Annotated in this window: 17 protein-coding genes, 1 tRNA gene and 1 other RNA gene; 1 reads left to right on the top strand and 18 read right to left on the bottom strand. The window is 69.8% G+C overall.

Going from position 1 to position 21,285, the window contains the following annotated elements; genetic code table 11:
* Window positions 1-22: 22 nt before the first annotated feature.
* Both alaS and HYZ11_00745 read right to left on the bottom strand, forming a co-directional pair.
* On the bottom strand, window positions 23-2,665 hold the full coding sequence (gene alaS / locus HYZ11_00750) for an alanine--tRNA ligase (GenBank protein ID MBI3126115.1): 2,643 nt from the start codon (window positions 2,663-2,665) through the stop codon (window positions 23-25).
* A gap of 98 nt (window positions 2,666-2,763) precedes the next feature.
* Window positions 2,764-4,395: a methylmalonyl-CoA mutase gene (locus HYZ11_00745; protein ID MBI3126114.1), complete on the bottom strand. Its 1,632-nt coding sequence runs from the start codon at window positions 4,393-4,395 to the stop codon at window positions 2,764-2,766.
* 168 nt (window positions 4,396-4,563) lie between these two features.
* Between HYZ11_00745 and HYZ11_00740 the strand changes: the two genes are divergently transcribed.
* Window positions 4,564-5,172: an LON peptidase substrate-binding domain-containing protein gene (locus tag HYZ11_00740; GenBank protein ID MBI3126113.1), complete on the top strand. Its 609-nt coding sequence runs from the start codon at window positions 4,564-4,566 to the stop codon at window positions 5,170-5,172.
* 201 nt (window positions 5,173-5,373) lie between these two features.
* Here the strand turns inward: HYZ11_00740 and HYZ11_00735 are convergent, their stop codons facing one another.
* The 16 genes from HYZ11_00735 to clpP form a co-directional block, all read right to left on the bottom strand.
* Window positions 5,374-6,156, bottom strand: a complete 783-nt coding sequence (locus HYZ11_00735) for a TIGR00282 family metallophosphoesterase (GenBank protein MBI3126112.1) — start codon at window positions 6,154-6,156, stop codon at window positions 5,374-5,376.
* A 7-nt stretch (window positions 6,157-6,163) separates the two neighbouring features.
* Window positions 6,164-7,756 carry a ribonuclease Y gene (gene rny, locus HYZ11_00730; protein MBI3126111.1) on the bottom strand — a complete coding sequence of 531 codons (1,593 nt, stop codon included), beginning with the start codon at window positions 7,754-7,756 and terminating at the stop codon, window positions 6,164-6,166.
* The gene (locus HYZ11_00725) at window positions 7,753-8,358 is read right to left on the bottom strand and encodes a 5-formyltetrahydrofolate cyclo-ligase (GenBank protein MBI3126110.1); all 606 of its coding nucleotides are present in this window, start codon (window positions 8,356-8,358) and stop codon (window positions 7,753-7,755) included. The genes rny and HYZ11_00725 overlap by 4 nt, the downstream gene beginning before the upstream one ends.
* Window positions 8,359-8,391: 33 nt before the next feature.
* A non-coding RNA gene (ssrS, locus tag HYZ11_00720) (6S RNA) lies at window positions 8,392-8,575 on the bottom strand.
* An 81-nt stretch (window positions 8,576-8,656) separates the two neighbouring features.
* A complete protein-coding gene (locus tag HYZ11_00715; GenBank protein MBI3126109.1) occupies window positions 8,657-8,932 on the bottom strand; it encodes a cell division protein ZapA in 276 nt (91 codons plus the stop codon).
* Window positions 8,933-8,971: 39 nt separating this feature from the next.
* Window positions 8,972-9,232 carry a hypothetical protein gene (locus HYZ11_00710; protein MBI3126108.1) on the bottom strand — a complete coding sequence of 87 codons (261 nt, stop codon included), beginning with the start codon at window positions 9,230-9,232 and terminating at the stop codon, window positions 8,972-8,974.
* A gap of 93 nt (window positions 9,233-9,325) precedes the next feature.
* Window positions 9,326-11,761 carry a phenylalanine--tRNA ligase subunit beta gene (locus HYZ11_00705; GenBank protein MBI3126107.1) on the bottom strand — a complete coding sequence of 812 codons (2,436 nt, stop codon included), beginning with the start codon at window positions 11,759-11,761 and terminating at the stop codon, window positions 9,326-9,328.
* A gap of 275 nt (window positions 11,762-12,036) precedes the next feature.
* The gene (pheS, locus tag HYZ11_00700) at window positions 12,037-13,143 is read right to left on the bottom strand and encodes a phenylalanine--tRNA ligase subunit alpha (protein MBI3126106.1); all 1,107 of its coding nucleotides are present in this window, start codon (window positions 13,141-13,143) and stop codon (window positions 12,037-12,039) included.
* Between the two features lie 78 nt (window positions 13,144-13,221).
* Window positions 13,222-13,575 carry a 50S ribosomal protein L20 gene (gene rplT / locus HYZ11_00695; GenBank protein MBI3126105.1) on the bottom strand — a complete coding sequence of 118 codons (354 nt, stop codon included), beginning with the start codon at window positions 13,573-13,575 and terminating at the stop codon, window positions 13,222-13,224.
* Between the two features lie 184 nt (window positions 13,576-13,759).
* On the bottom strand, window positions 13,760-13,960 hold the full coding sequence (gene rpmI, locus HYZ11_00690; protein ID MBI3126104.1) for a 50S ribosomal protein L35: 201 nt from the start codon (window positions 13,958-13,960) through the stop codon (window positions 13,760-13,762).
* Entirely contained in the window at window positions 13,953-14,654 is a 702-nt protein-coding gene (locus HYZ11_00685; GenBank protein MBI3126103.1) for a translation initiation factor IF-3, read from the bottom strand. Before HYZ11_00685 ends, rpmI begins: the two co-directional genes overlap by 8 nt.
* Window position 14,655: 1 nt before the next feature.
* Window positions 14,656-16,479, bottom strand: coding sequence for a threonine--tRNA ligase (gene thrS / locus HYZ11_00680; GenBank protein MBI3126102.1), 1,824 nt, complete (start codon window positions 16,477-16,479; stop codon window positions 14,656-14,658).
* A gap of 143 nt (window positions 16,480-16,622) precedes the next feature.
* Window positions 16,623-16,697 (bottom strand) — tRNA-Val (locus tag HYZ11_00675).
* Between the two features lie 75 nt (window positions 16,698-16,772).
* Window positions 16,773-19,220: an endopeptidase La gene (gene lon, locus HYZ11_00670; protein ID MBI3126101.1), complete on the bottom strand. Its 2,448-nt coding sequence runs from the start codon at window positions 19,218-19,220 to the stop codon at window positions 16,773-16,775.
* Between the two features lie 97 nt (window positions 19,221-19,317).
* On the bottom strand, window positions 19,318-20,559 hold the full coding sequence (gene clpX, locus HYZ11_00665) for an ATP-dependent Clp protease ATP-binding subunit ClpX (GenBank protein MBI3126100.1): 1,242 nt from the start codon (window positions 20,557-20,559) through the stop codon (window positions 19,318-19,320).
* A gap of 66 nt (window positions 20,560-20,625) precedes the next feature.
* Window positions 20,626-21,267, bottom strand: a complete 642-nt coding sequence (gene clpP / locus HYZ11_00660; GenBank protein MBI3126099.1) for an ATP-dependent Clp endopeptidase proteolytic subunit ClpP — start codon at window positions 21,265-21,267, stop codon at window positions 20,626-20,628.
* Window positions 21,268-21,285 lie beyond the last annotated feature (18 nt).

The following is a 21,285-nucleotide window of genomic DNA, read 5'->3' as shown; positions in this document are numbered from 1 at the left end:
CTCCGGTGGCCCAGCAGGCCGTCTAGGCCATCTTCGCGATCAGCTCCGGCACGGCGGCCAGGGCCTCGTCGACCTTCTCGGGGTCCTTCCCCCCCGCCTGGGCGAAGTCGGGGCGGCCGCCCCCCTTGCCCCCCACCCGGGCGGCCACGTCGCGGACCAGGTTGCCCGCGTGGATGCGCGGGACGAGGTCCTTTGTCACCCCGGCCGCGATGGCCACCTTCCCGTCCGTGACCGAGATGAGTACGGCCACGCCGCTCTTGAGCTTGCCCCGGGCGGCGTCGACGGCCTGGCGCAGCTCATCCGGGCCGAGCCCGTCCTGCCGGGCGGCCAGCACCTTCACCCCGTTCACCTCCCGGGCCTCGGCGGCGAGGCCGCCCGCCTCGTCGCTCGAGCGCCTCTCGCGGAGCTGGCGCACCTCGCGCTCGAGGGCCTTCACCCGCTCCGCGAGGCGGCGCACCCGGACGGCCTCCTCGAGCGGGGGCGCCTTGGTCAGCTCCCCGATCTCGGCCAGGACGCCCAGCTCCTTCCGCGTGTGGCGCAGCGCCCCCTCCCCCGTGGCCGCCTCGATGCGCCTCACGCCCGAGGCCACGCTGCCCTCGTGGAGGATGCGGAAGAAGCCGATGTCCCCGGCGGCCGAGGCGTGGGTGCCCCCGCAGAGCTCCTTGCTGAAGTCCCCCACCGAGACCACCCGCACCTGCTCCCCGTAGCGCTCCCCGAAGAGGGCGGTGGCCCCCGAGGAGAGCGCCTCGTCGATGGGCATGACGGCGGTCGAGACCCGGGCGTTCTCCCGGATGCGGCGGTTGACGATGTCCTCGATCGCCTCCTTCTCCCGCGGGGTGAGGGGGGCGAAGTGGGTGTAGTCGAAGCGGAGGCGCTCGGGCGAGAGGTGCGAGCCCGCCTGTTTCACGTGGTCGCCCAGCACCTGCCGGAGCGCGTACTGGAGCAGGTGCGTCGCCGTGTGGTTGAGGCGGAGCGCCCCGCGCCGCTCGGCGTCCACCCGGGCCTCGACCTCCTGCCCCTCGGCCAGGACCCCGCGCTCCACCCTCACGCGGTGGACGTAAAGGTCCGGCAGGGGCTTCTGGGTGTCGAGCACCTCGGCCGCGCCCTCGGGCCAGACGAGGCGGCCCCGGTCGCCCTCCTGGCCGCCGGACTCGCCGTAGAAGGGCGTCCGCGAGAGGAGCACCTCGGCCTCCTCCCCCACCCCCGCCTTCTTGACGCGCCCGCCCCCGCGCACCACCCCCTGGACCTTCGCCCAGGCCTCGAGGTGGTCGTACCCCAGGAAGGCGGTGGGGCCGGCCGCCTCCCGCAGCTCATGCCACACCCGGGCCACCGCCGCCTCGCCCGAGCCCTTCCAGTGCGCCCGGGCCCGCTCGCGCTGGAGGTCCATGGCGGCCTCGAAAGCCGGCTCGTCGACGCCTAGGCCGTGGTAGGCGGCGGTCTCGACTGCCAGGTCCCAGGGATAGCCGTAGGTGTCGAGGAGGACGAAGACCTCCTCGCCGGGGACCGTGGAGGCCCCCCGGGCCTTCGTCTTCTCGCAAAGCTCGTCCATGCGCGGCTGGGCCTGGGCCAGGGTGTGGGAGAAGCGCTCTTCCTCGGAGAGGACCACCCGGGAGATGTAGTTCCGGCTCTCGCGCAGTTCCGGGAAGGCCTCCCCCATCATCTCGGCCACCACCCCCGCCGCCTGGTGGAGGAAGGGATCCATAATCCCGAGCATCCGCCCGTGCCGGAGGGCGCGGCGCGCGATGCGGCGGAGCACGTAGCCCCGCCCCTCGTTGCCGGGGAGGACGCCGTCCGCCACGAGGAAGCTCACCGCCCGGGCGTGGTCGGCGATGACGCGGTAGGAGACGTCGGGCCCCTCGGGCTTCTCGTGGTAGGCCTTGCCGCAGCGCTCCTCGGCGAAGCGGATGACGGGCATGAGGAGGTCGGTGTGGAAGTTGCTCGTCCGCTTCTGGAGGACGGCGGCCAGCCGCTCCAGGCCCATCCCGGTGTCCACCGAGGGCTTGGGGAGAGGGACGAGCTTGCCCGAGGCGTCGCGGTCGAACTGCATGAAGACGAGGTTCCAGAGCTCCAGGTAGCGGTCCCCGTCCTCGTCGGCCCCGCTGCCGGGGGCCCCGCCGGCGATGTGGGGGCCCTGGTCGTAGATGAGCTCGGAGCATGGCCCGCAGGGGCCGGTGTCCCCCATGGCCCAGAAGTTGTCCTTCTCGTCCCGGCGGACGATGCGTTCCGGGGGTACCCCCACGAGGCGCCGCCAGAGATCGGCCGCTTCGTCGTCCTCCCGGAAGACGGTGATCCACATCCGGTCCCCGTCCAGCCCCAGGCGGCCGACGAGGAGCTCCCAGGCGTACTCGATGGCCTTCTCCTTGAAGTAGTCCCCGAAGGAGAAGTTGCCGAGCATCTCGAAGAAGGTGTGGTGGCGGGCGGTGCGGCCCACGTTCTCCAGGTCGTTGTGCTTGCCGCTCACCCGGAGGCACTTCTGGGAGCTCGTGGCCCGGGTGTAGTCGCGGCGCTCCAGCCCCGTGAAGACATCCTTGAACTGGACCATCCCCGCGTTCGTGAACAGGAGCGTCGGGTCGTTCTGGGGCACCAGCGGCGAGCTGCGGACGATGCGGTGGCCCTTCTCCTGGAAGTACTCCAGGAAAGCCCGCCGGATTTCGCTTCCGGTCATATTACCCATGTCTCCATGTGCGGCCGGGCGGACAATCCGCCCCCTGCCGGACGAGCCAGCTTCCCCCCCGGGCCGGCGGCTGGAGCGAGAGGAGGGGGCTAGACAACCACTTGTTCCCGGTACAGGCCGAAGACCGAGCGCAGGGCGTCGGAGACCTCCCCGACGGTGGCCCGGGCCTTCACGGCCTCCAGGATGAAGGGCAGCAGGTTCTCTCTCCCCCGGGCGGCCTTCCCGAGCTCGACCAGCCGGGCGGAGACGGCGGCGGCGTCCCGCCCGGCGCGCAGGCGGGCCAGCCGCTCGCGCTGCTCGGCCTCCACCTCGGGCCGCAGCTGGAGCGTGGGGATGGGCGCCTCGCCCTCCGAGGCGTAGCGGTTCACCCCCACTACGGTGATCTCCCCGCTGTCCACCGATCGCTGGGCGGCGTAGGCGCTTTCCTGGATCTGGCGCTGGACCCACCCCCGCTCGATGGCCAGGAGCATACCGCCCATCCGGTCGATCTGGACGATGATCTCCTCCGCGCGCCGCTCGATCTCCTCCGTCAGGGCTTCCACGGCGTAGGCACCCCCGAAGGGGTCGGCCGTCCCGGTCACCCCCGTCTCCTCGGCGATGAGCTGCTGAGTGCGCAGGGCGAGGCGGACCGCCTCCTCCGTGGGCAGGGCCAGCGCCTCGTCCATGGAGTTCGTGTGGAGGGACTGCGCCCCCCCCAGGACCGCCGCCAGCGCCTGAAGCGACACCCGCACCACGTTGTTCCAGGGCTGCTGCGCCGTGAGGGCGCTACCGGCCGTCTGGGCGTGGAAGCGGAGCTTGCAGGCGTCGTCGGTGCGGGCGCCAAAGCGCTCCCGCATGATGCGTGCCCATAGGCGCCGCGCCGCCCGGAACTTCGCCACCTCCTCGAGGAAGTGATTGTGGACGTTGAAGAAGAAGGAGAGCTGCCGGCCGATGTGGTCCACGTCCAGCCCGGCGGCCCGGCAGGCCTCGACGTAGGCGACGGCATCGGCCAGGGTGAAGGCCACCTCCTGCACCGCCGTCGCCCCCGCCTCGCGGATGTGGTAGCCGCTGATCGAGATGGCGTTCCACTTGGGCACGCGCTCCCGGCAGAAGGCGATGGTGTCGGTGATGAGCCGGAGACTGGGCTCGGCCGGGAAGATGTAGGTCCCGCGCGCGATGTACTCCTTGAGGATGTCGTTCTGGACGGTCCCCCGGAGCGCCTCCGCCGGGATGCCTCGGCTCTCCGCCACGGCGACGTAGAGGCAGAGGAGGACGGCGGCCGTCGCGTTGATGGTCATCGAGGTCGAGATGCGGTCGAGGGGGATGCCCTCGAGGAGCATCTCCATGTCCTCGATGGAGCAGATGGAGACACCCACCTTCCCCACCTCGCCCAGGGCCAGGGGATGATCGGGGTCGTAGCCGATCTGGGTGGGGAGATCGAAGGCGACCGAGATGCCCATCTGCCCCTGGCCCAGGAGGTAGCGGTAGCGGGCGTTGCTCTCCTTGGCCGTCCCGAAGCCGGCGTACTGCCGCATGGTCCACAGGCGGCCCCGGTACATGTCCGGGTGAATCCCCCGGGTGAAAGGAAACTCCCCCGGCCGCTCCGCCGAAACCGCCTCCGGGGCGTCCCCGGGCCCGTAGCAGGGCTTGAGGGGAATTCCCGAGAGGGTGGCGAAGCCGTTACGGGGAGTCTCCGCCGCGGCGGCCAGGGAACGGGGGGTCTGAGGCGATGCGTGGCTCATGGTTTTCCTGCCGTCGGCCCGCCCCGGGAAGGCCCGGGTTGAGCCAAAAATTCCTGTTGATGGGTCTTCCCAGCCACGGCCAGTATACACCGCCGGCCCGGCCGCATCAGCGGGCGGAAAGGCCCCCCGCGCCTCCCCAAGCGCCCCCCTTCGGGGTACACTCCCGGGATGAAGGACCCTCGCCTGCCCCTCTTCCCGCTCCAGGCCGTCCTCCTCCCGGAGGAGCCCCTTCCCCTGCACATCTTCGAGGAGCGCTACAAGCTGATGATCGGGGAGTGCATGGAGGGAAACCGGCCCTTCGGGGTGGTGCTGGCCGAGGCGGACGGCATCCGCAAGATCGGCTGCACGGCTCGCGTCGCGCGGCTCCTGGAGAAGTTTCCCGACGGCCGGATGAACATCCTCACGTGCGGGGAGATGCGCTTCGAGATCCTCCGGCTCTTCGAGAATCGCCCCTACTTCACCGGGGAAGTCCAGCCGCTCAAGGACCTCCCCGAGGAGGCGCCCCCTCTGGAACTCGCCCGCCGGGTGTGGGAGGGCCTGGAGGAGAAGGAGCGCCAGACCCTGCCGGCCGGTGAGCTCCTGGCCGACCCCGCCCGCCTCTCCTTCCTCGCCGCCGCCATCGTCCGGCTCCCTCTCCCCCTGAAGCAGGCGATGCTCGAGAGCCTCTCCTGCCGGGAACGGCTCGAGCGGCTGGCGGGCTTCCTCGCCGAGCGCGGCGAGAAGGAGCAGCTGGTCGCCCTCCGCCGGCAGGTCTCCAGCCGGAACGGCAAGCCCTAGCCGCGCAATCCGAGCTCATTTTTCATGCGGCGGGCAAAGCTTGCCGATGCGTCGCCTGTGCCGCCGCGCCCATCTCCCCCTGGATGAGGGGTGAGGGAAAAGTATCGGCGCCCCCCAGCACCCTCACCCCGGCCCTCTCCTAGAGGGAGAGGGTGAAGCGCCGCATCCGGCACGGGTGACCACCACACCAAGGTTCGGCAACTAGCTCCCCTCCCGGATGAGGATCCGCTCGATGGAGGCGGCCCGGCCCGTGGCGGAATCCACCTCCACCAGGGCGCCGTTCAGCATCCCCGCCCCCTCGGCGGCCTCCAGCCGGACGGGGACGCCCGTCAGGAACTTCCCCACGGCGATCGAGGTCCTGATCCCGATGACCGAGTCCGAGGGGCCGGTCATCCCGGCGTCGGAGAGGTAGGCCGTCCCCTGCGGGAGGACGCGCTCGTCCGCCGTCTGCACGTGGGTGTGGGTGCCGACGACGGCGCTCACCCGGCCGTCCAGGTGCCAGCCCAGGGCCACCTTCTCGCTCGTGGCCTCGGCGTGGATGTCCACCACCACCATCCGCACCTCCGGCGGGAGCGCGTCGAGGAGGCGGTCCGCCTCCCGGAACGGGCACTCGGCGGGCGGCATGAATACCCGGCCCATGAGGTTGATGACGGCGACGGGGCCCTCCAGGCTGGAGGCGACGAACATGCCTTTCCCCGGCACCCCCGGCGGGTAGTTCGAGGGCCGCAGGAGGCGCGGCTCGCGCAGGAGGAGGTCGTGCGCCTCCTTGCGGTTCCAGATGTGGTTGCCCGAGGTGATCACGTCCGCCCCGGCCCGGAACAGCTCCTCGGTCATGTCGGGGGTGATGCCGAAGCCGCCGGCGGCGTTCTCTCCGTTCACCACGCAGAGGCCCGCCCCCCGCTCGCGCCGCAGGGCGGGGAGGTGGGCGGCCGCCATCCGGCGGCCCACCTTGCCGTTCACGTCTCCGATGAAGAGGATTCGCAAGATAGGCTCAGCGCGCCGTGGCCGTGTACCTCGTTTCCCGGATCACGGTGACGAGGATCTCCCCCGGATAGGTGCGCTCGCTCTCAATGCGCTTGGCGATGTCGCGCGCCAGGAAGGAGGCCTGGGAGTCGGTGATCTGGTCGGGCAGCACGGCCACCCGGATCTCGCGCCCCGCCTGGATGGCGTAGCACTTCTCGACTCCCTTGAACGACTCGGCGATCTTCTCGAGCGCCTCGAGGCGCTTGATGTAGCTCTGCACCATCTCCCGCCGGGCGCCCGGGCGGGCGGCCGAGAGGGTGTCGGCGGCCTTCACGAGCAGGCTCTCGATGCAGTTGGGCTCCTCGTCCTCGTGGTGGGAGACGATGGCGTTCAGCACCTGGGGCGGCTCGTTGTAGCGCTTGGCGATGTCGAAGCCGAGCTGGACGTGGGAGCCCTCCTGCTCGTGGGTGACCGCCTTCCCGATGTCGTGGAAGAGCCCGGCCCGCTTCGCCATGGCGGGGTCGATGCGCAGCTCCGAGGCGAGCATGCCCGCGAGGTGGGCCACCTCTTTCGAGTGCAGCAGCGCGTTCTGGCTGTAGCTGGTGCGGTAGCGCAGGCGCCCGAGCAGCTTGACCAGCTCGGGGTGGACGCCCTGGATGCCCAGCTCGAGGAGCACCTCCTCGCCCGCCTCCTGGATGCGGCGGTCGAGCTCGCGCTTGGTCTTGTTGACCACGTCCTCGATGCGGCCGGGATGGATGCGCCCGTCCTGCACCAGGGCCTCGAGCGCCAGCCGGGCCGTCTCGCGGCGGACCTTGTCGAAACCGGAGACGACGACGGCCTCGGGCGTGTCGTCGATGATGATGTCCACCCCCGTGGCCATCTCCAGGGCGCGGATGTTCCGGCCCTCGCGGCCGATGATGCGGCCCTTCATGTCGTCCGAGGGCAGGTCCACCACGCTGACGGTGGACTCCGCCACGTGGTCGCCCGAGTAGCGCTCCACCGCCAGGGCGAGCGCCTTCTTGGCCTCGCCCTCGAGCCTCTCCTTGGCCTCGCGTTCCATGCGCTGGATCTGAGCGCCGATATCCTGCTTGGCCTCCTCGAGGAAGCGGTCCATCAGCTCCTGCTTGGCCGCCTCGGCGCTCAGCCCCGCGATGGCCTCGAGCTTGCGCAGCTCCTGCTCCTGGAGCTCCTTCAGGTGGGCCTCCTGGCGGCGAAGCTGCTCGTCGCGCTCGCCGAGCTGCCGCTCACGCCGCTCCAGGCTGCTCTCCTTGGCGTCGAGCGTCTCGCGGCGCTTGTCGAGGGACTCCTCGCGCTGCAGGACGCGGCGCTCCAGCTTCTGGATCTCGTCCAGCCGCTCCTTGAGGTCCTTGTCGAGCCCCTCCCGGAGGCGGATCATCTCCGCCCGGTGGGCCACATCGGCCTCCTTGACGCGGCGCTCGGCTTCCTTTTGGGCCGTGGCCTCGGCCACCGCCTGCAGGCTTTGGATGCGGGCCTCGAACTCCTGGCGCTCGCGCGTCAGAACCTCGTCCGCCCGCCTCCGCAGCACGGACATGACCACCAAAGCCCCCACCCCGGCGCCCAGCACCGCGGCGAGGATTTCAAGCCATACCATCGTGCTCATTCTTCGCCTCCTGGGGCGTATCTGCACGGGAGGCACCGTACCGCCTCCCGATCGGTCACCACCCAATCCATCCGCCGGTCCCCCGGCGCCCAAGGCAAAAGCCCGTCCCGGACGAGCTGAAAGGCGAAACCCACGCCCACCAGAAGCGCCCCCTCGCCGGCCGCGGCGGCCCACCGGTCATAGAAGCCGCCGCCCCAGCCGATCCGGCAGCCGGCGGGATCGAACACCAGCCCGGGCGCCAGGACGGCGTCCATCGAGCCGGGCCGCGCCGCGGGGGCGCCGGGATCAGGGGCAAGAATCCCGAACGGCCCCAGGCGGAGATCCCGCGCGGGACGTTCTACCTCGTGGAAAACCAGCTCCTTCCCCGCCACGCGGGGGAAGAAATAGCGCCTTGCACCCCCGGGCTCCCACAGGCCCGAGAGATCCGCCTCGCCCCGGACGGCGGCGTACACCGCCACCCGCCGCAGGCCCAGGAGGGAGAAGAGCGCCTCCAGCCTGCGGCAGATCAAGCGGCTCAGGCCGGCGTGGCGCTCGCGGGGGAGCGACTCCCGGAGCTGCCGCATCCGGAGCCGCCACTCCCCTTTCGTCCGGGCGCCTTCCAACCTCCGCCTCCGCCGGGAGGGGTGAATTCAAAAAGAAGCCCCGCAAATGCCGTGTGAAGGTGGCTTTGAACCCAGCTTTCGCCAGGTGGGTGCCCCATACGTTGCGGCTTCAGGCCATTTTCTCCGTGGAGATAGGCTCACCACCGCAGGGAAGGGCCCCCGAGGTATCGTTACTGGGTCAAATAGCCGTCCTTCATCTCGCACACCGCAGGGCCAAATTCAGTCGCAAGCCAGCGGCTATTATCGCACCAAATCAAGAGGATGGGTACACCGGAAGGGGCAGCCGGCCGGGGGGGGCCTAGAACGATCTCTCGATCTTCTGGAGGAGGGAATCGGCCCGCCGGGCCACGATTTCCGCGCTCTCTTCCTGCTTCTTCCGCTCCTCGTGGAGCTCGTTGGCGATGTTCATCGACGCCAGGAGAACCACCTTGAGGGGATCGTTGCTCTGGCGGGAGACCTTCCGGATCTGCCCGTCCACGTACTCGGCGAGCTGGGCCGTGTAGGACGGGTCGGCGGCGCTCTTGAGATGGAGCTGCTGCCCGAAGATCTCCACCGAGATCACCTTGGGCTCCATGCCTCACCCCTCCCCCGGCGGGCGCGCCGGACGCCGTCCCTAGCCGGCCGGCAGATGGTGCATGATGCGCTCGATCCGGGACCGCACCTCGTCGTGCTCCCGGGCCAGCCGGCCGTTCTCCTCCCGCAGCTTGCCCGCTTCCTCCTCGCGCGCGCGGGCCGCCTCGGCCGCCTCGCGGCCCTCGGCTTGCACCCGCCTCAGCTCGGCTTCCAGCTCGATCCGCGAGCGCCGGAGGTCGTTCAGCTCGCCCAGCACCTTTTGGAGGGCCGCCTCCAGCGCGTCCAGCTTGTCCATCACCATCCGGATTGGCTTCCCATCGGGCGGGAATGGCCGCTTCTTCAGGGGACGGCGGCCATTCTAGAGGGGGCTTGGGGGGGTGTCAACGAAAAGCGATCAGGCGCGCAGGCGGGCCCCCAGGTCCCGGGCGAGCCGCCCGGCGATGGCCTCGAAGGCCCGGTTCACCTCGGCGTCGGTCAGGGTGCGCTCCGGGTGCCGGAAGACGAGCGAGTAGGCCAGGCTTTTCTCCCCCGCCGCGGCCATCTCCCGGCTGCGGTAAACGTCGAAGAGGGCCGAGGACTCCAGCAGCTCCCCCGCCGCCTCACGGATGAGGGCCTCGGCCTCCCCGTGGGTCACCCCCTCGGGCACCACCACGGCCAGATCCCGGAGGTTGGCCGGGAAACGCGGCAGGGCCTCGAAGCGCCGGGGCGGGCGCTCCCGGGCCAGGAGGACCCCCAGGTCCAGCTCGAAGGCCGCCGCCCCCTGGCGGAGCCCCCAGGCCTCCAGGACCTCCCGCCGCAGGGCGCCGATGACCCCCGCCTCGGCCCCCTCCACCCGGATGCGGGCGCAGGCCGCCGCCTCGAAGGCCCCTCCTTCCCCGCCCGGCTCGAAGGAGAGCCCGGGAAGGTTCAGGAGCGTCCCCAGGCGCTCCACCGCCCCCTTGAGCTCGAACACCGCCCGGGGGAGGGGCTGCTCCCCCCCGGGGGCCGGCCCCTCGGGCCAGAGGGCGGGCGCCTCCCCCTCGGCCAGGACGGCGGCCAGGCGGGAGGCTTCCCTGGGGAGGGGCTGGCCCGGATCGGGGTGGAACGTGCGGCCCGTCTCGAACAGGCGCACCTTCTCCACCCCCCGGTTGAGGTTCAGCGCCGCGTTCCCGAGCAGCCCCGCGAGGAGGGTGGTACGCAGGACATCCATCTCCGCGCTCAAGGGGTTCCGGAGCGGCACCGCCCCCTCCCCCGCGCCGAGGCGCCTCAGGCCCTCCCCGCTCACGAAGCTGTAGTTGATCGCCTCGCTGAACCCGGCCGATATCATGGCCTCGCGCGCCTCGTCCTCGAGCCTGCGGATGCCGCCCCGCCGAGCGGCGGGGGCGCGCATCGGGGGGAGCTCGGAGGGGATGCGGTCATACCCCCGCCGGCGGGCGATCTCCTCGATGAGGTCGATCTCGCGCTCGATGTCGGGGCGGAAAGTGGGCACCTCCACCTCGCAGGCGTCCTCGCCCGCCCCGTCCGCCTTCATCCCCAGGGCCCCGAGCTCGTGCCGCACCTCGTCCGGCGGTACCTCCGCCCCCAGGATGTCCGCGGCCCGCTTGTAGCGGAGCCTCACGCGCGCCGGGGCGGCGGGCCGGGGATGGCAGTCCACCTCTCCCTTCGCCACCGCGCCCCCCGCCGTCCGGCGGATGAGCTCGGCCGCCCAGGCCGCCGCGCGGGCCGTCCCGCCCGGGTCCACCCCCCGCTCGAAGCGGTAGGAGGCCTCGGTCGAGAGCCCCAGGCGCCTGCGGGTGCGCCGGATGGTGGAGGGCGAGAAGTAGGCGCTCTCGAGGAGGATGTCCCGGGTCGTGTCCTCGACCTCGGACTCCCGCCCTCCCATCACCCCCGCGATGGCCACCGGGCGGCGGGCGTCGCAGATCATCAAATCCTCCCCGTCCATCCGCCGCTCCTGGCCGTCCAGGGTGACGAAGGGGCCGTCCTCCCCCCGCCAGCGGCGCACCACGATGCGCGACTCCGCCAGGCGCGCCAGGTCGAAGGCGTGGAGGGGCTGGCCCAGGGAGAGCATGACGTAGTTCGTCACGTCCACGACGTTGCTGATGGGGCGCATCCCGGCGGCCCGGAGGCGGCGCCGCATCCAGGCAGGCGAGGGGCCGATTTTCACCCCCCGGATGACGCGGGCGACGTAGCGGGGGCACTTGTCCGGGCCGAGGATCTCGACCGCGCACAGGGAGGCGGCGTCCCCGGAGGGGTCCTCCTCCACCCGCACCTCGGGGGCGCGCAGCGGGTGCCCCAGGAGGGCAGCCACCTCGCGCGCCACCCCGAAGGCGGAGAGGCAGTCCGCCCGGTTGGGGGTGATGGAGATGTCGAGGATCACGTCGTCCAGGCCCAGGGCCGCCGCCGCCGGGGAGCCCGGGGCCGGGCTCCCCTCCAGCACGAGGATGCCGCTGTGGTCGTCCCCCAGCCCCAGCTCCCGGGCCGAGCAGATCATCCCCTCGCTCCGCTGGCCCCGGATGGTGACGGCCTCGATGGCCTGGCCGCCGGGGAGCCTGGCGCCGGGGAGGGCCAGCACCACCCGCTGGCCCGCCGCCACGTTGGGGGCGCCGCAGACCACCGGGCGGGCGCTCCTCCCATCGCTCACCCGGCAGAGCCGGAGCCGATCGGCGCTGGGGTGGGGGGCCGCCTCCAGCACCTCCCCCACCACCATCCCTTCCAGGGCTTCGCCCGGGCGCTCCACGGCCTCGACCTCCAGCCCGGCGAGCAGGAGGCCCTCCGCGATCCGCCGGACGAGATCGGCGTCCGAGGGATCGATCTCGACGTAATCCGAGAGCCATTCGAGGCTGACGCGCATGATCAGACAATCCTTGAGCTAGACGTGAATTCCATCGCGTTGCTCATCCGGTTGCCGCCCCCCTTTTGGAGGAGAGAAGATCAAGCCCGTCATCCTGCACGCTGGCATTTCGCCGTCATTCTGAGGGAGCCCGCCCAGGCGGCTCGCCGCCTGGGAACCTGGAAATAGGGCGACCGAAGAATCTGCTTCTCCATTCGCCAAGATCAAAAGCAGATTCTTCGCTTCGCTCAGAATGACGGCACGAGCGCCCCAGACTCTGGCTTGCCTCCTCTTCCTCAAAACTGCCTCAGGAAGCGCAGATCGTTCTCGTAGAAGAGGCGGATGTCCCCGATGCCGTAGCGGAGCATGGCCACCCGCTCCACCCCCAGGCCCCAGGCGAAGCCGGTCCACGCCTCGGGGTCGTAGTCCCGGTTCCCCCTCGCCTGGTTCACCGCCTCGAACACGGCCGGGTCCACCATCCCCGCCCCCAGCACCTCGAGCCAGCGGCCCCCGGCGAGGAAGGGGCTCGAGATGTCCACCTCGGCGCTCGGCTCGGTGAAGGGGAAGAAGCTCGGGCGGATGCGCACCTTGAATTCCGGGCCGAAGAGCTCGCGCACGAAGGTTTCGAGGGTGCCCTTCAGGTGGGCGAAGGTCACCCCCTTGTCCACGTAGAGGCCCTCGACCTGGTGGAACATGGGGGAGTGGGTCACGTCCGCGTCGCAGCGGAAGACCTTGCCCGGCGCGATGACCTTTACGGGGGGCTTCTGCTTCTCCATCACCCGGATCTGGACGGGCGAGGTGTGGGTGCGGAGCAGCACGTCGTCCGCGACATAAAACGTATCCTGCATGTCCCGGGCGGGGTGATCGCGCGGGATGTTCAGGGCCTCGAAGTTGTAATGGTCGAGTTCGACCTCCGGGCCCTCGGCCACGGTGTAGCCCAGGCGCGTCAGGACCTCGACGATGTCCTCCATCGTCCGGGTGAGGGGGTGCTTGTGCCCGACGGGAGCTTGCGGCCCGGGGATGGTGAGGTCGAGGCGGGGGGATTCTTTTTCAACTACAGCACCGGCCACGCTTTCGACCCATTGGTCGATTTGAATAGTGATCTCTTGGTCGTTGCGCCAATCACCGTAAGAACGAATTACCTCACGAAGCGACCCAAGATCCCCTCGGGAGATTGTAGCGGTGGCCTCCTCGGTCAGATCACGAAGTTTATTAGCGACAGGACCGATCTCCCGTTTTTCCTCGGGCGAGAGATTTTTCAAATTCCGCATGATTTCAGTCAACTCGCCACTCTTGCGCCCAAGGAAACGGATGCGCACTTCCTCGGCAGCAGCTTCATCCTTCGCACGCAAAAGTGCCTTGATTAATTCGTTTTCAATTTGCTTAATTTTACTTTCGCTCATGACCGCTCTATCCACAGTTTCCAGCAAAAAAAAAGAGCCCCGCCCGGCCGGGCGGGGCCTTTGTGTCCGGGTCCTTCCTCAGCCCTGCGCCCGGGCGATCTCCACGAGCTGGGTAAACGCGGCCGGGTCCACGACGGCCAAGTCGGCCAGGAGCTTGCGGTTGATCTCGACCCCCGCCTTGCGCAGGGCGCCCATGAAGCAACTGTAATTCATCCCGGCTTCGCGGGCGGCCGCGTTGATGCGGACGTTCCACAGCCGGCGGAACTCGCGCTTGCGGGTCCGGCGGTCGCGGTAGGCGAAGGCCATCGCCCGCAGGACGGTTTCGCGGGCGGACTTCAGGCGCTTGGAGCGGGCGCCGCGGTAGCCCTTCGCCTGCTTGAGGACCCGGCGGTGGCGCTCGCGCGAGGCGGGCTTGGCGGTGGAGCGGGGCATGGCGGAAAACTCCATGAAAAAGGGCCGCGCCCCGCTGGGGGCGCCGGACCCGGGACTGCCTCTACGCCGATTCTGGCCGATTGACCGCGATTTCGGCGGGTTTTCAGCCGTTTTCCCGGCCGGGAGAGGACTATACCCCGCCCCGCGGGACTTCCGCAAGCCCCCGGAAGGGCGCCCGGCCGGGCTAGCCGCCGTAGGGGAGGAGCCTGCGGATCTCCTTCATGTCCGCCCCCTCGACGATCGCCCCCTGCCGGAGGCCGCGCTTCCGCTTGGTGGTCTTCTTGGTGAGGATATGGCGGTGGTGGGCCTTGCTGCGCTTGGCCTTGCCGCTCCCCGTGAACTTGAAGCGCTTGGCCGCGCCCCGGTTGGTCTTGAGCTTAGGCATTTGGGCTTCCCTTCTCCTCTTCTCGCTCTTCGCGGGCGCCGCCCGCCTTCTCCATCGCATCGGCCAGGGGTGTCCGAGGGGCCTCGTCCGCCGCCTTGGGGGGAGCCTCCGTGGCCGGGGCGCCGGCCGGCTTGGCCGGCGGCCGGACGCCCGGTTTGGGTGCCAGCACCATCACCATGTTCCGGCCCTCGAGGAGAGGGGTCTGCTCGACCGTGGCGATCTCGATCAGGTCGTTCGCCAGCCGGTCGAGGAGCCGCCGCCCGAAGTCCGGGTGCGTGACCTCGCGGCCCCGGAACATGATGGTCACCTTCGCTTTGTTGCCGTCGAGCAGGAAGCGCTCGGCGTTCTTCTTCTTGATGTTGTAGTCGTGGTCCTCGATCTTGATGCGCATCTTCACTTCCTTGAGCTCGACCACCTTCTGGCGCTTCTTGGCCTCCTGGGCCTTCTTCTGGAGGGAATACTTGTAGCGCCCGAAGTCCATGATCTTGCAGACGGGCGGATCGGAGTTCGGGGCCACCTCGACGAGGTCGAGCTCGCGGTCCTGGGCCGCCTGGATGGCGTCCGGGACGGTCATGACGCCGAGCTGCTCGCCCTCGTCGTCGATGACGCGCACCTCGCGCGCCCGGATGTCCTCGTTCACGCGCGGCCCCGTCTGGGTCGGACGGATGTCCCTGCCGCGGAATCTCAAACCCATATCAAATCCCCCCCGGCGCCAGCTTGCGCCCCGCGATGTCGGCCCGGATGCGGCGGACGGCCTCCTCCACGGGGATGGCTCCCACGTCTCCCGCCCCCCGAACCCGGAGCGAGACTTGGCCTGCTTCCGCTTCGCGCGCGCCGATCACCAGCATGTAGGGGATTTTCTCCATCTGGGCCTCCCGTATCTTATAACCGATTTTTTCATTGCGGAAATCGCCGTGGACCCGGACACCCTCGGCCAGGAGCCGCTTCTCCACCTCGCGCGCCGCGGGGAGCTGCGCGTCGGTGATCGTCATCACCCGCGCCTGCACGGGGGCGAGCCAGGCGGGGAACGCCCCGGCATAGTGCTCGACCAGCCCCCCGACGAAGCGTTCCATCGAGCCCAGCACGGTGCGGTGGATCATCACCACGGGGTGGCGCTGGCTGTCCGGCCCGATGTAGCTCAGGTCGAAGCGCTTGGGGAGGTTGAAGTCGAACTGGATGGTGGGGCCCTGCCAGCCGCGCCCGAGGGCGTCGAGCATCTTGATGTCGATCTTGGGGCCGTAGAAGGCGGCCTCTCCCTCGTAGCGCTTGAAGGGGATGCCGCGCTTCTCGAGCGCCGCCCGCAGCGCGGCCTCGGCCTTCTCCCAGTCCTCGGGGACGCCGGCGTACTTCCCGAAATTGGCCGGGTCGTGCACCGAGAGCTCGGTCTGGAAATCCTCGTAGCCGAAGGTCTTGAGCATGAAGTGGGCCAGGTCGATGACGCCGACGACCTCCTCGCCCGCCTGCTCGGGGGTGCAGAAGATGTGGGCGTCGTCCTGGGTGAAGCCGCGCACCCGGAGCATGCCGTGGAGCGCGCCGCTCCGCTCGTAGCGGTAGACGGTGCCCAATTCGGCGTAGCGGACCGGCAGCTCCCGGTAGCTGTGGAGCTGCTGCTGGTAGAGGAGGATGTGGCCCGGGCAGTTCATGGGCTTGAGCACGTACTCGTCCTGGTCGATGTTCAGGACGTACATGTTCTCGCGGTAGTAGTCGTAGTGCCCCGAGATGCGGAACAGGGTGTCCCTCGCGATATGGGGGATGGAGACGAGCTCGTAGCCGCGGCGGACGTGCTCGTCCTCCCAGAAGCGCTCGATGGTCTTCTTGACGATGGTGCCCTTGGGCTGCCAGTAGATGAGCCCGCCGCCCGCCTGCTCGTCCACGAGGTAGATGCCGAGCTGCTTGCCCAGCACGCGGTGGTCGCGGGCCTTGGCCTCCTCGAGCTTCTTGAGGTGGCCCTCCAGCTCCTCGCGGCGCGGGAAGGCCGTGCCGTAGATGCGCTGGAGCATCTTGTTCTTCTCGTCCCCCCGCCAGTAGGCCCCGGCCACGTTCAGGAGCTTGAAGTGGCGCAGCCACCCCGTGGAGGGCACGTGGGGGCCCCGGCAGAGGTCCACGAAGTCCCCCTGGGCGTAGGTCGAGATGCCCTCCCCCGGAGGAAGCTCGTTGATCATCTCGATCTTGTAGCTCTCGCCGCGCTTCTCGAAGAGGGCGAGGGCTTCCTCGCGGCTCACCTCGGCGCGCTCGATGGGGAAGTCCTTCTTGGAGAGCTCCCCCATGCGCTCCTCGATCCGGGCGAGGTCCTCCAGGGTGAAGGGCCGCTCGTAGTCGATGTCGTAGTAGAAGCCGTTCTCGATGGGGGGGCCGATGGTGAGCTTGGCGCCCGGGAAGAGCTCGAGCACGGCCTGCGCCATGAGGTGCGCGGTGCTGTGGCGGAGGATCTCCAGCCCTGCTTCGGAGTCGGCGGTGACGTACTCGACTTCGGCTTCGGCGGGAAGGGAGCGGTTGAGGTCCACCACCTGGCCGTTCACGCGGAGCGCCAGGGCGTCTTTGGGCGGATGCGTATGCGGGGATCGGACAGACATAATGGAGGCGAGTGCCTAACGCTCCTCTGCAAGAAACCAGCGGGCCCTGCCGGCGGAATTCGGCTCCGGCGGGCCCGGGGCAATCAAGATGGTAGGCGCGGGCGGTTTCGAACCGCCGACCTCTTGCGTGTCAAGCAAGCGCTCTCCCCCTGAGCTACGCGCCTTCGCCAAGGCGATGATAGGGAAGCCCCGCGGGGCTTGTCAAACCTGGGCTTTTCGAATCCGGCGGCATGAATTCCTCAGCGCGCGGGCTGGGCTGGGCGGCGGCCGCCGCCCTTGCGCCGCGCGGGCGCCGCAGGATGGGCGCGCCCCGCCCCGGCCGGGAGCCGCCCCGCCTTGAGCGGGGCCTCCGCCCCTTTCTTCTGCCGGAGGGGCAGCAGGCAGGCCCGCACCACCTCGTCCATGCTCTCGACGAAGGTAATTTCCAGCCCCAGGGGCGAGTCCGCCTCGATCTCGCGGACGTCCTTCTCGTTCTCCCGGGGGAGGACCACCCGGGGGATGCCCCCGCGCCGCGCCGCGAGGAGCTTCTCCTTCACGGCCCCCACGCACAGCACCCGGCCCCGGAGCGTCACCTCGCCGCTCATGGCGGCGTCGTGGCGCACCTTGCGCCCCGTCAGGGCGCTCGCCATGGCCAGCGCCATCGTGATGCCGGCCGAGGGGCCGTCCTTGGGCACGGCGCCCTCGGGCAGGTGGATGTGGATGTCGCGCTTCTCGTGGAAGTCCGCCGGGATGCCGAGCTCCCGGGCGCGCGCCCGGAGCCACGAAAGCGCCGCCTGGGCGCTCTCCTTCATCACGTCGCCCAGCTTTCCGGTGAGGATGAGGTGGCCCTTGCCGTCCATGACGCTCACCTCGACGGGCAGGAGGAGCCCCCCCGAGGGGGTCCAGGCCAGCCCGGTCGCCACCCCCACCCCGGCCCGCGTCTCGGGGCGCTCGGGGAAGTAGCGGGGCGCCCCGAGGTGCGCCTCCAGGTCCCCGGGCGCGAGGCGGATGGGGGCCTCCCTCGCCTTGCCCTTGCCCTTGCCCTTCGGGGCCTTGGGAGCGGATGCGCGCCTCTCCACCCGGTTCCGCGCCACCTTGCGGCAGAGGGTGCCGATCTCGCGCTCGAGGCCGCGCACCCCCGCCTCCCGCGTGTACTCGTGGATGAGGCGGGCGAGGGTTTCAGGGAGCAGGTCGAGCTGCCCGGGCCTCAGCCCGTTCTCGGCGAGCTGCCGGGGCGCGAGGAAGCGCCGGGCGATCTCCATCTTCTCCTCGTCGGTGTAGCCCGGGAGGTGGATGACCTCCATCCGGTCGAGGAGGGGCGAGGGGATCGGGTCGGTCGTGTTGGCCGTGGTGATGAAGAAGACCCGGCTCAGGTCGTAGTCCACCTCGAGGTAGTGATCGCTGAAGCTCTTGTTCTGCTCGGGATCGAGGGCCTCGAGGAGCGCCGAAGAGGGGTCCCCCCGGAAGTCGGCGCTCATCTTGTCCACCTCGTCCAGCATGAAGACGGGGTTCACCGTCCCCGCCCGCTTCATGGACTGGATGACCCGCCCCGGCAGGCTCCCGATGTAGGTGCGGCGGTGGCCGCGGATCTCGGCCTCGTCCCGCACCCCGCCCAGGGAGACGCGCACGAACTTGCGCCCCAGGGCGCTCGCGATGCTCCGGCCGAGGGAGGTCTTGCCCACGCCCGGGGGCCCCACGAAGCAGAGGATGGGGCCGCGGATGGCCTGGTTCAGGATCTTGACGGCGATGTGCTCGAGGATGCGCTCCTTCACCTTCTTCAGCCCGTAGTGGTCCTGGTCGAGCACCGCGCGCGCCGCGATCAGGTCGTCGTGGTCCCGGGTTTCCCGGGTCCAGGGCACGTCGAGGAGCCACTCCACGTAGGAGCGCACCACCGACGCCTCGGCGGAGAGCGGAGTCATCATCTCCAGCCGCTTGATCTCCTTCTCGACCTTCTCGGCGACCTCGGGCGGGAGCTCCACCTCCTTCGCCTTGCGCCTGAGCTCCTCGCCCTCGGCGAAGAGGCCCTCGCTCTGCCCCAGCTCCCGCTGGATGGCCTTGAGCTGCTCGGTGAGGAAGAACTCCTTCTGGCTGCGGTCCATCTGGCGCTGCACCCGGGAGCGCAGCCGGCGCTCCACCTTGAGGAGCTCGATCTCTCCCTCCAGCAGGCCGGCGAGGGCGGCGATCCGCGCCGCGGGGTCCGCCTCCTCGAGGAGGCGCTGCTTGTCCGCGAGCTTGAAGGGGACGTTCGCCGCGATCCCGTCGGCGATGGCGGCGGGCCCCTCCAGGGCCTCGACCGAGGCGTAGGCCTCGTGGGGGATGCGGTGATTCACCCGCAGGTAGTCCTCGAAGCGGGCCAGGAGCGTGCGGCAGCGCGCGCCCAGCTCGACCGGGTCGCCCGCGGGCTCCCGCACCGGGGAGGCCGCCGCCCACATGGCCTCGCCCTCGGCCCGGAAGCCCTCGATGCGGCAGCGCTCGGCTCCCTCCAGGAGGACCTTCACCGTCCCGTCGCTCAGGCGGAGGGATTGCACGATTTCCGCGATTACCCCGATGCGGTGGAAGCCCTTGGGCGGTTCGGGCTCCTCCTCGCGGAGGTCCCGCTGGAGGACCGCCACGACGCGGCGCACGTCCGGCGGGATGGCCTCCACCGTCGCCAGCGCCCGGCCCCTGGAGATGAAGACGGGGGAGATCATGCGGGGGAAGAGCACCATGTCCCGCAGAGGGACGCAGGGCAGATGGACGGTTTCCGGCTTCACAAGCACCTCGGGGAGAGACGGCGTGCAGGCGGCTCGGCAGGCTTCAAGGGGATCAGCTGGCCTTCTCGTAGACGAGGAGGGGCTTCTCCTTGCGCTGGACGACCTGCTCGTTGATGACGACCTCCTTCACGCCGGCCATGGAAGGCAGGTCGAAGAGGGTTTCGAGCATGAGGTCCTCGATAATGGCGCGCAGGCCCCGGGCCCCCGTGTTGTGCTCGAGGGCCTGCTTGGCGATGGCGTGGAGAGCCTCGTCGGTGAAGTGCAGGATGACGTCCTCGAACTGGACGAGCTTGCGGAACTGCTTGACGAGGGCGTTCCGCGGCTCGGTCAGGATGCGCATGAGGGCTCCCTCGTCCAGGTCGCCGAGGGTGGCCACCACGGGCAGCCGCCCGACGAACTCGGGGATGAGGCCGTACTTGATGAGGTCCTCGGGCCGAACCATGGGGAGGAGCTCGGTGACCGAGCCGTCCTTCTCGGACTTGATCGAGGCCTCGAAGCCCATGCTCCGGCGGCCCACCCGGCGGCGGATGATGCCGTCCAGCCCGACGAACGCCCCGCCGCAGACGAAAAGGATGTTCGTCGTGTCCACCCGGATGAACTCCTGGTGGGGGTGCTTGCGCCCGCCCTGCGGGGGCACGTTGGCCACGGTGCCCTCGATGATCTTGAGGAGCGCCTGCTGCACCCCCTCGCCCGAGACGTCGCGGGTGATGGAGGGGTTCTCGCTCTTGCGGCTGATCTTGTCGATCTCGTCGATGTAGATGATCCCGCGCTCCGCCTTGGCCACGTCGTAGTCGGCGTTCTGGAGAAGCTTGAGGATGATGTTCTCGACGTCCTCGCCCACGTAGCCCGCCTCGGTCAGGGTCGTGGCGTCCACGATGGCGAAGGGCACGTCGAGGAGCCGCGCCAGGGTCTGGGCCAGCAGCGTCTTGCCGGAGCCGGTGGGGCCGATGAGGAGGATGTTGCTCTTCTGGAGCTCCACCTCGTGGAGGTCCGCCCGGGCGTCGATGCGCTTGTAATGGTTATAGACGGCCACGGAGAGTATCTTCTTCGCCCGCTCCTGGCCGATGACGTGCTCGTCGAGGATGGCCTTGATCTCGGCCGGCTTGAGGAGGGCCTTCTGCTCGCGCTTCCGCTCCTCCTGCCACTCCTCCACCATGATCTCGTTGCAGAGGTCGACGCACTCGTCGCAGATGTATACGTGGGGGCCCGCGATGAGCTTCTTCACTTCCTCCTGGCTCTTCCCGCAGAACGAGCAGCGCAGGGCGTCGCCTTTCTCCGAAGCGCGTTTCGGCATTCCTTCCTCCTCCTGCCTTCCATGGGGCGGGCGGACTTCCCGCCCCGCCCGCGGCCGGCGCCGCCCCTAGGAGCCGCCGCCTTCCTTCTTCTCTTCCTTGGGCTCCTCTTTCTTCCGGCCCGCGCCGTTCTGGGAGGAGACGTGGCGCGAAACGATGACGTCGTCCACCAGGCCGTACTCCTTGGCCTGGGCCGCCGTCATGAACCGGTCGCGGTCGGTGTCGCGCTCGATGGTGGGTATCTCCTGGCCGGTGTGCTTGGCCAGGATGCGGTTGAGCTCCTCGCGCATGCGGAGGATCTCGCGCGCCTGGATGTCGATGTCGGATGCCTGCCCCTGCACGCCGCCGAGCGGCTGGTGGATGAGGATGCGCGAGTAGGGCAGGGAGTAGCGCTTGCCCTTGGTGCCCGCCGCGAGCAGGAGCGCTCCCATGCTCGCCGCCTGGCCGATGCAAATGGTCGATACGTCGGGCTTGATATATTGCATGGTGTCGTAGATGGCCAGCCCGGCGGTGACGTGCCCGCCCGGGCTGTTGACGTACATGTAGATGTCGCGTTCGGGCTCCTCCGCCTCGAGGAAGAGGAGCTGGGCGATCACCAGGTTGGCGACGTGATCGTCGATCGGCGTGCCCAGGAAGATGATCCGGTCCTTGAGGAGCCGGCTGTAGATGTCGTAGGCCCGCTCGCCCCGGTTCGTCTGCTCCACCACCATGGGTATGAGTGCCACCGT

The sequence above is a fragment of the Candidatus Tectomicrobia bacterium genome (assembly GCA_016192135.1).
In the GTDB taxonomy this organism is placed as follows: Bacteria; UBA8248; UBA8248; order UBA8248; family UBA8248; genus 2-12-FULL-69-37.
This window is presented reverse-complemented; position numbering and strand designations above follow the sequence as displayed.

Excerpts from the sequence above, each read along its gene's own strand:
- HYZ11_00715 (MBI3126109.1), bottom strand. The coding sequence starts at position 8,932 with ATGGAGCCCAAGGTGATCTCGGTGGAGATCTTCGGGCAGCAGCTCCAT.
- clpP (MBI3126099.1), bottom strand. The coding sequence starts at position 21,267 with ATGGTGGTGGAGCAGACGAACCGGGGCGAGCGGGCCTACGACATCTAC.
- rplT (MBI3126105.1), bottom strand. The coding sequence starts at position 13,575 with ATGCCCCGCTCCACCGCCAAGCCCGCCTCGCGCGAGCGCCACCGCCGG.
- alaS (MBI3126115.1), bottom strand. The coding sequence starts at position 2,665 with ATGACCGGAAGCGAAATCCGGCGGGCTTTCCTGGAGTACTTCCAGGAG.
- rpmI (MBI3126104.1), bottom strand. The coding sequence starts at position 13,960 with ATGCCTAAGCTCAAGACCAACCGGGGCGCGGCCAAGCGCTTCAAGTTC.
- clpX (MBI3126100.1), bottom strand. The coding sequence starts at position 20,559 with ATGCCGAAACGCGCTTCGGAGAAAGGCGACGCCCTGCGCTGCTCGTTC.
- HYZ11_00740 (MBI3126113.1), top strand. The coding sequence starts at position 4,564 with ATGAAGGACCCTCGCCTGCCCCTCTTCCCGCTCCAGGCCGTCCTCCTC.
- HYZ11_00685 (MBI3126103.1), bottom strand. The coding sequence starts at position 14,654 with ATGGGTTTGAGATTCCGCGGCAGGGACATCCGTCCGACCCAGACGGGG.
- HYZ11_00710 (MBI3126108.1), bottom strand. The coding sequence starts at position 9,232 with ATGGTGATGGACAAGCTGGACGCGCTGGAGGCGGCCCTCCAAAAGGTG.
- HYZ11_00745 (MBI3126114.1), bottom strand. The coding sequence starts at position 4,395 with ATGAGCCACGCATCGCCTCAGACCCCCCGTTCCCTGGCCGCCGCGGCG.
- lon (MBI3126101.1), bottom strand. The coding sequence starts at position 19,220 with ATGGTGCTCTTCCCCCGCATGATCTCCCCCGTCTTCATCTCCAGGGGC.
- pheS (MBI3126106.1), bottom strand. The coding sequence starts at position 13,143 with ATGAGCGAAAGTAAAATTAAGCAAATTGAAAACGAATTAATCAAGGCA.
- HYZ11_00705 (MBI3126107.1), bottom strand. The coding sequence starts at position 11,761 with ATGCGCGTCAGCCTCGAATGGCTCTCGGATTACGTCGAGATCGATCCC.
- rny (MBI3126111.1), bottom strand. The coding sequence starts at position 7,756 with ATGAGCACGATGGTATGGCTTGAAATCCTCGCCGCGGTGCTGGGCGCC.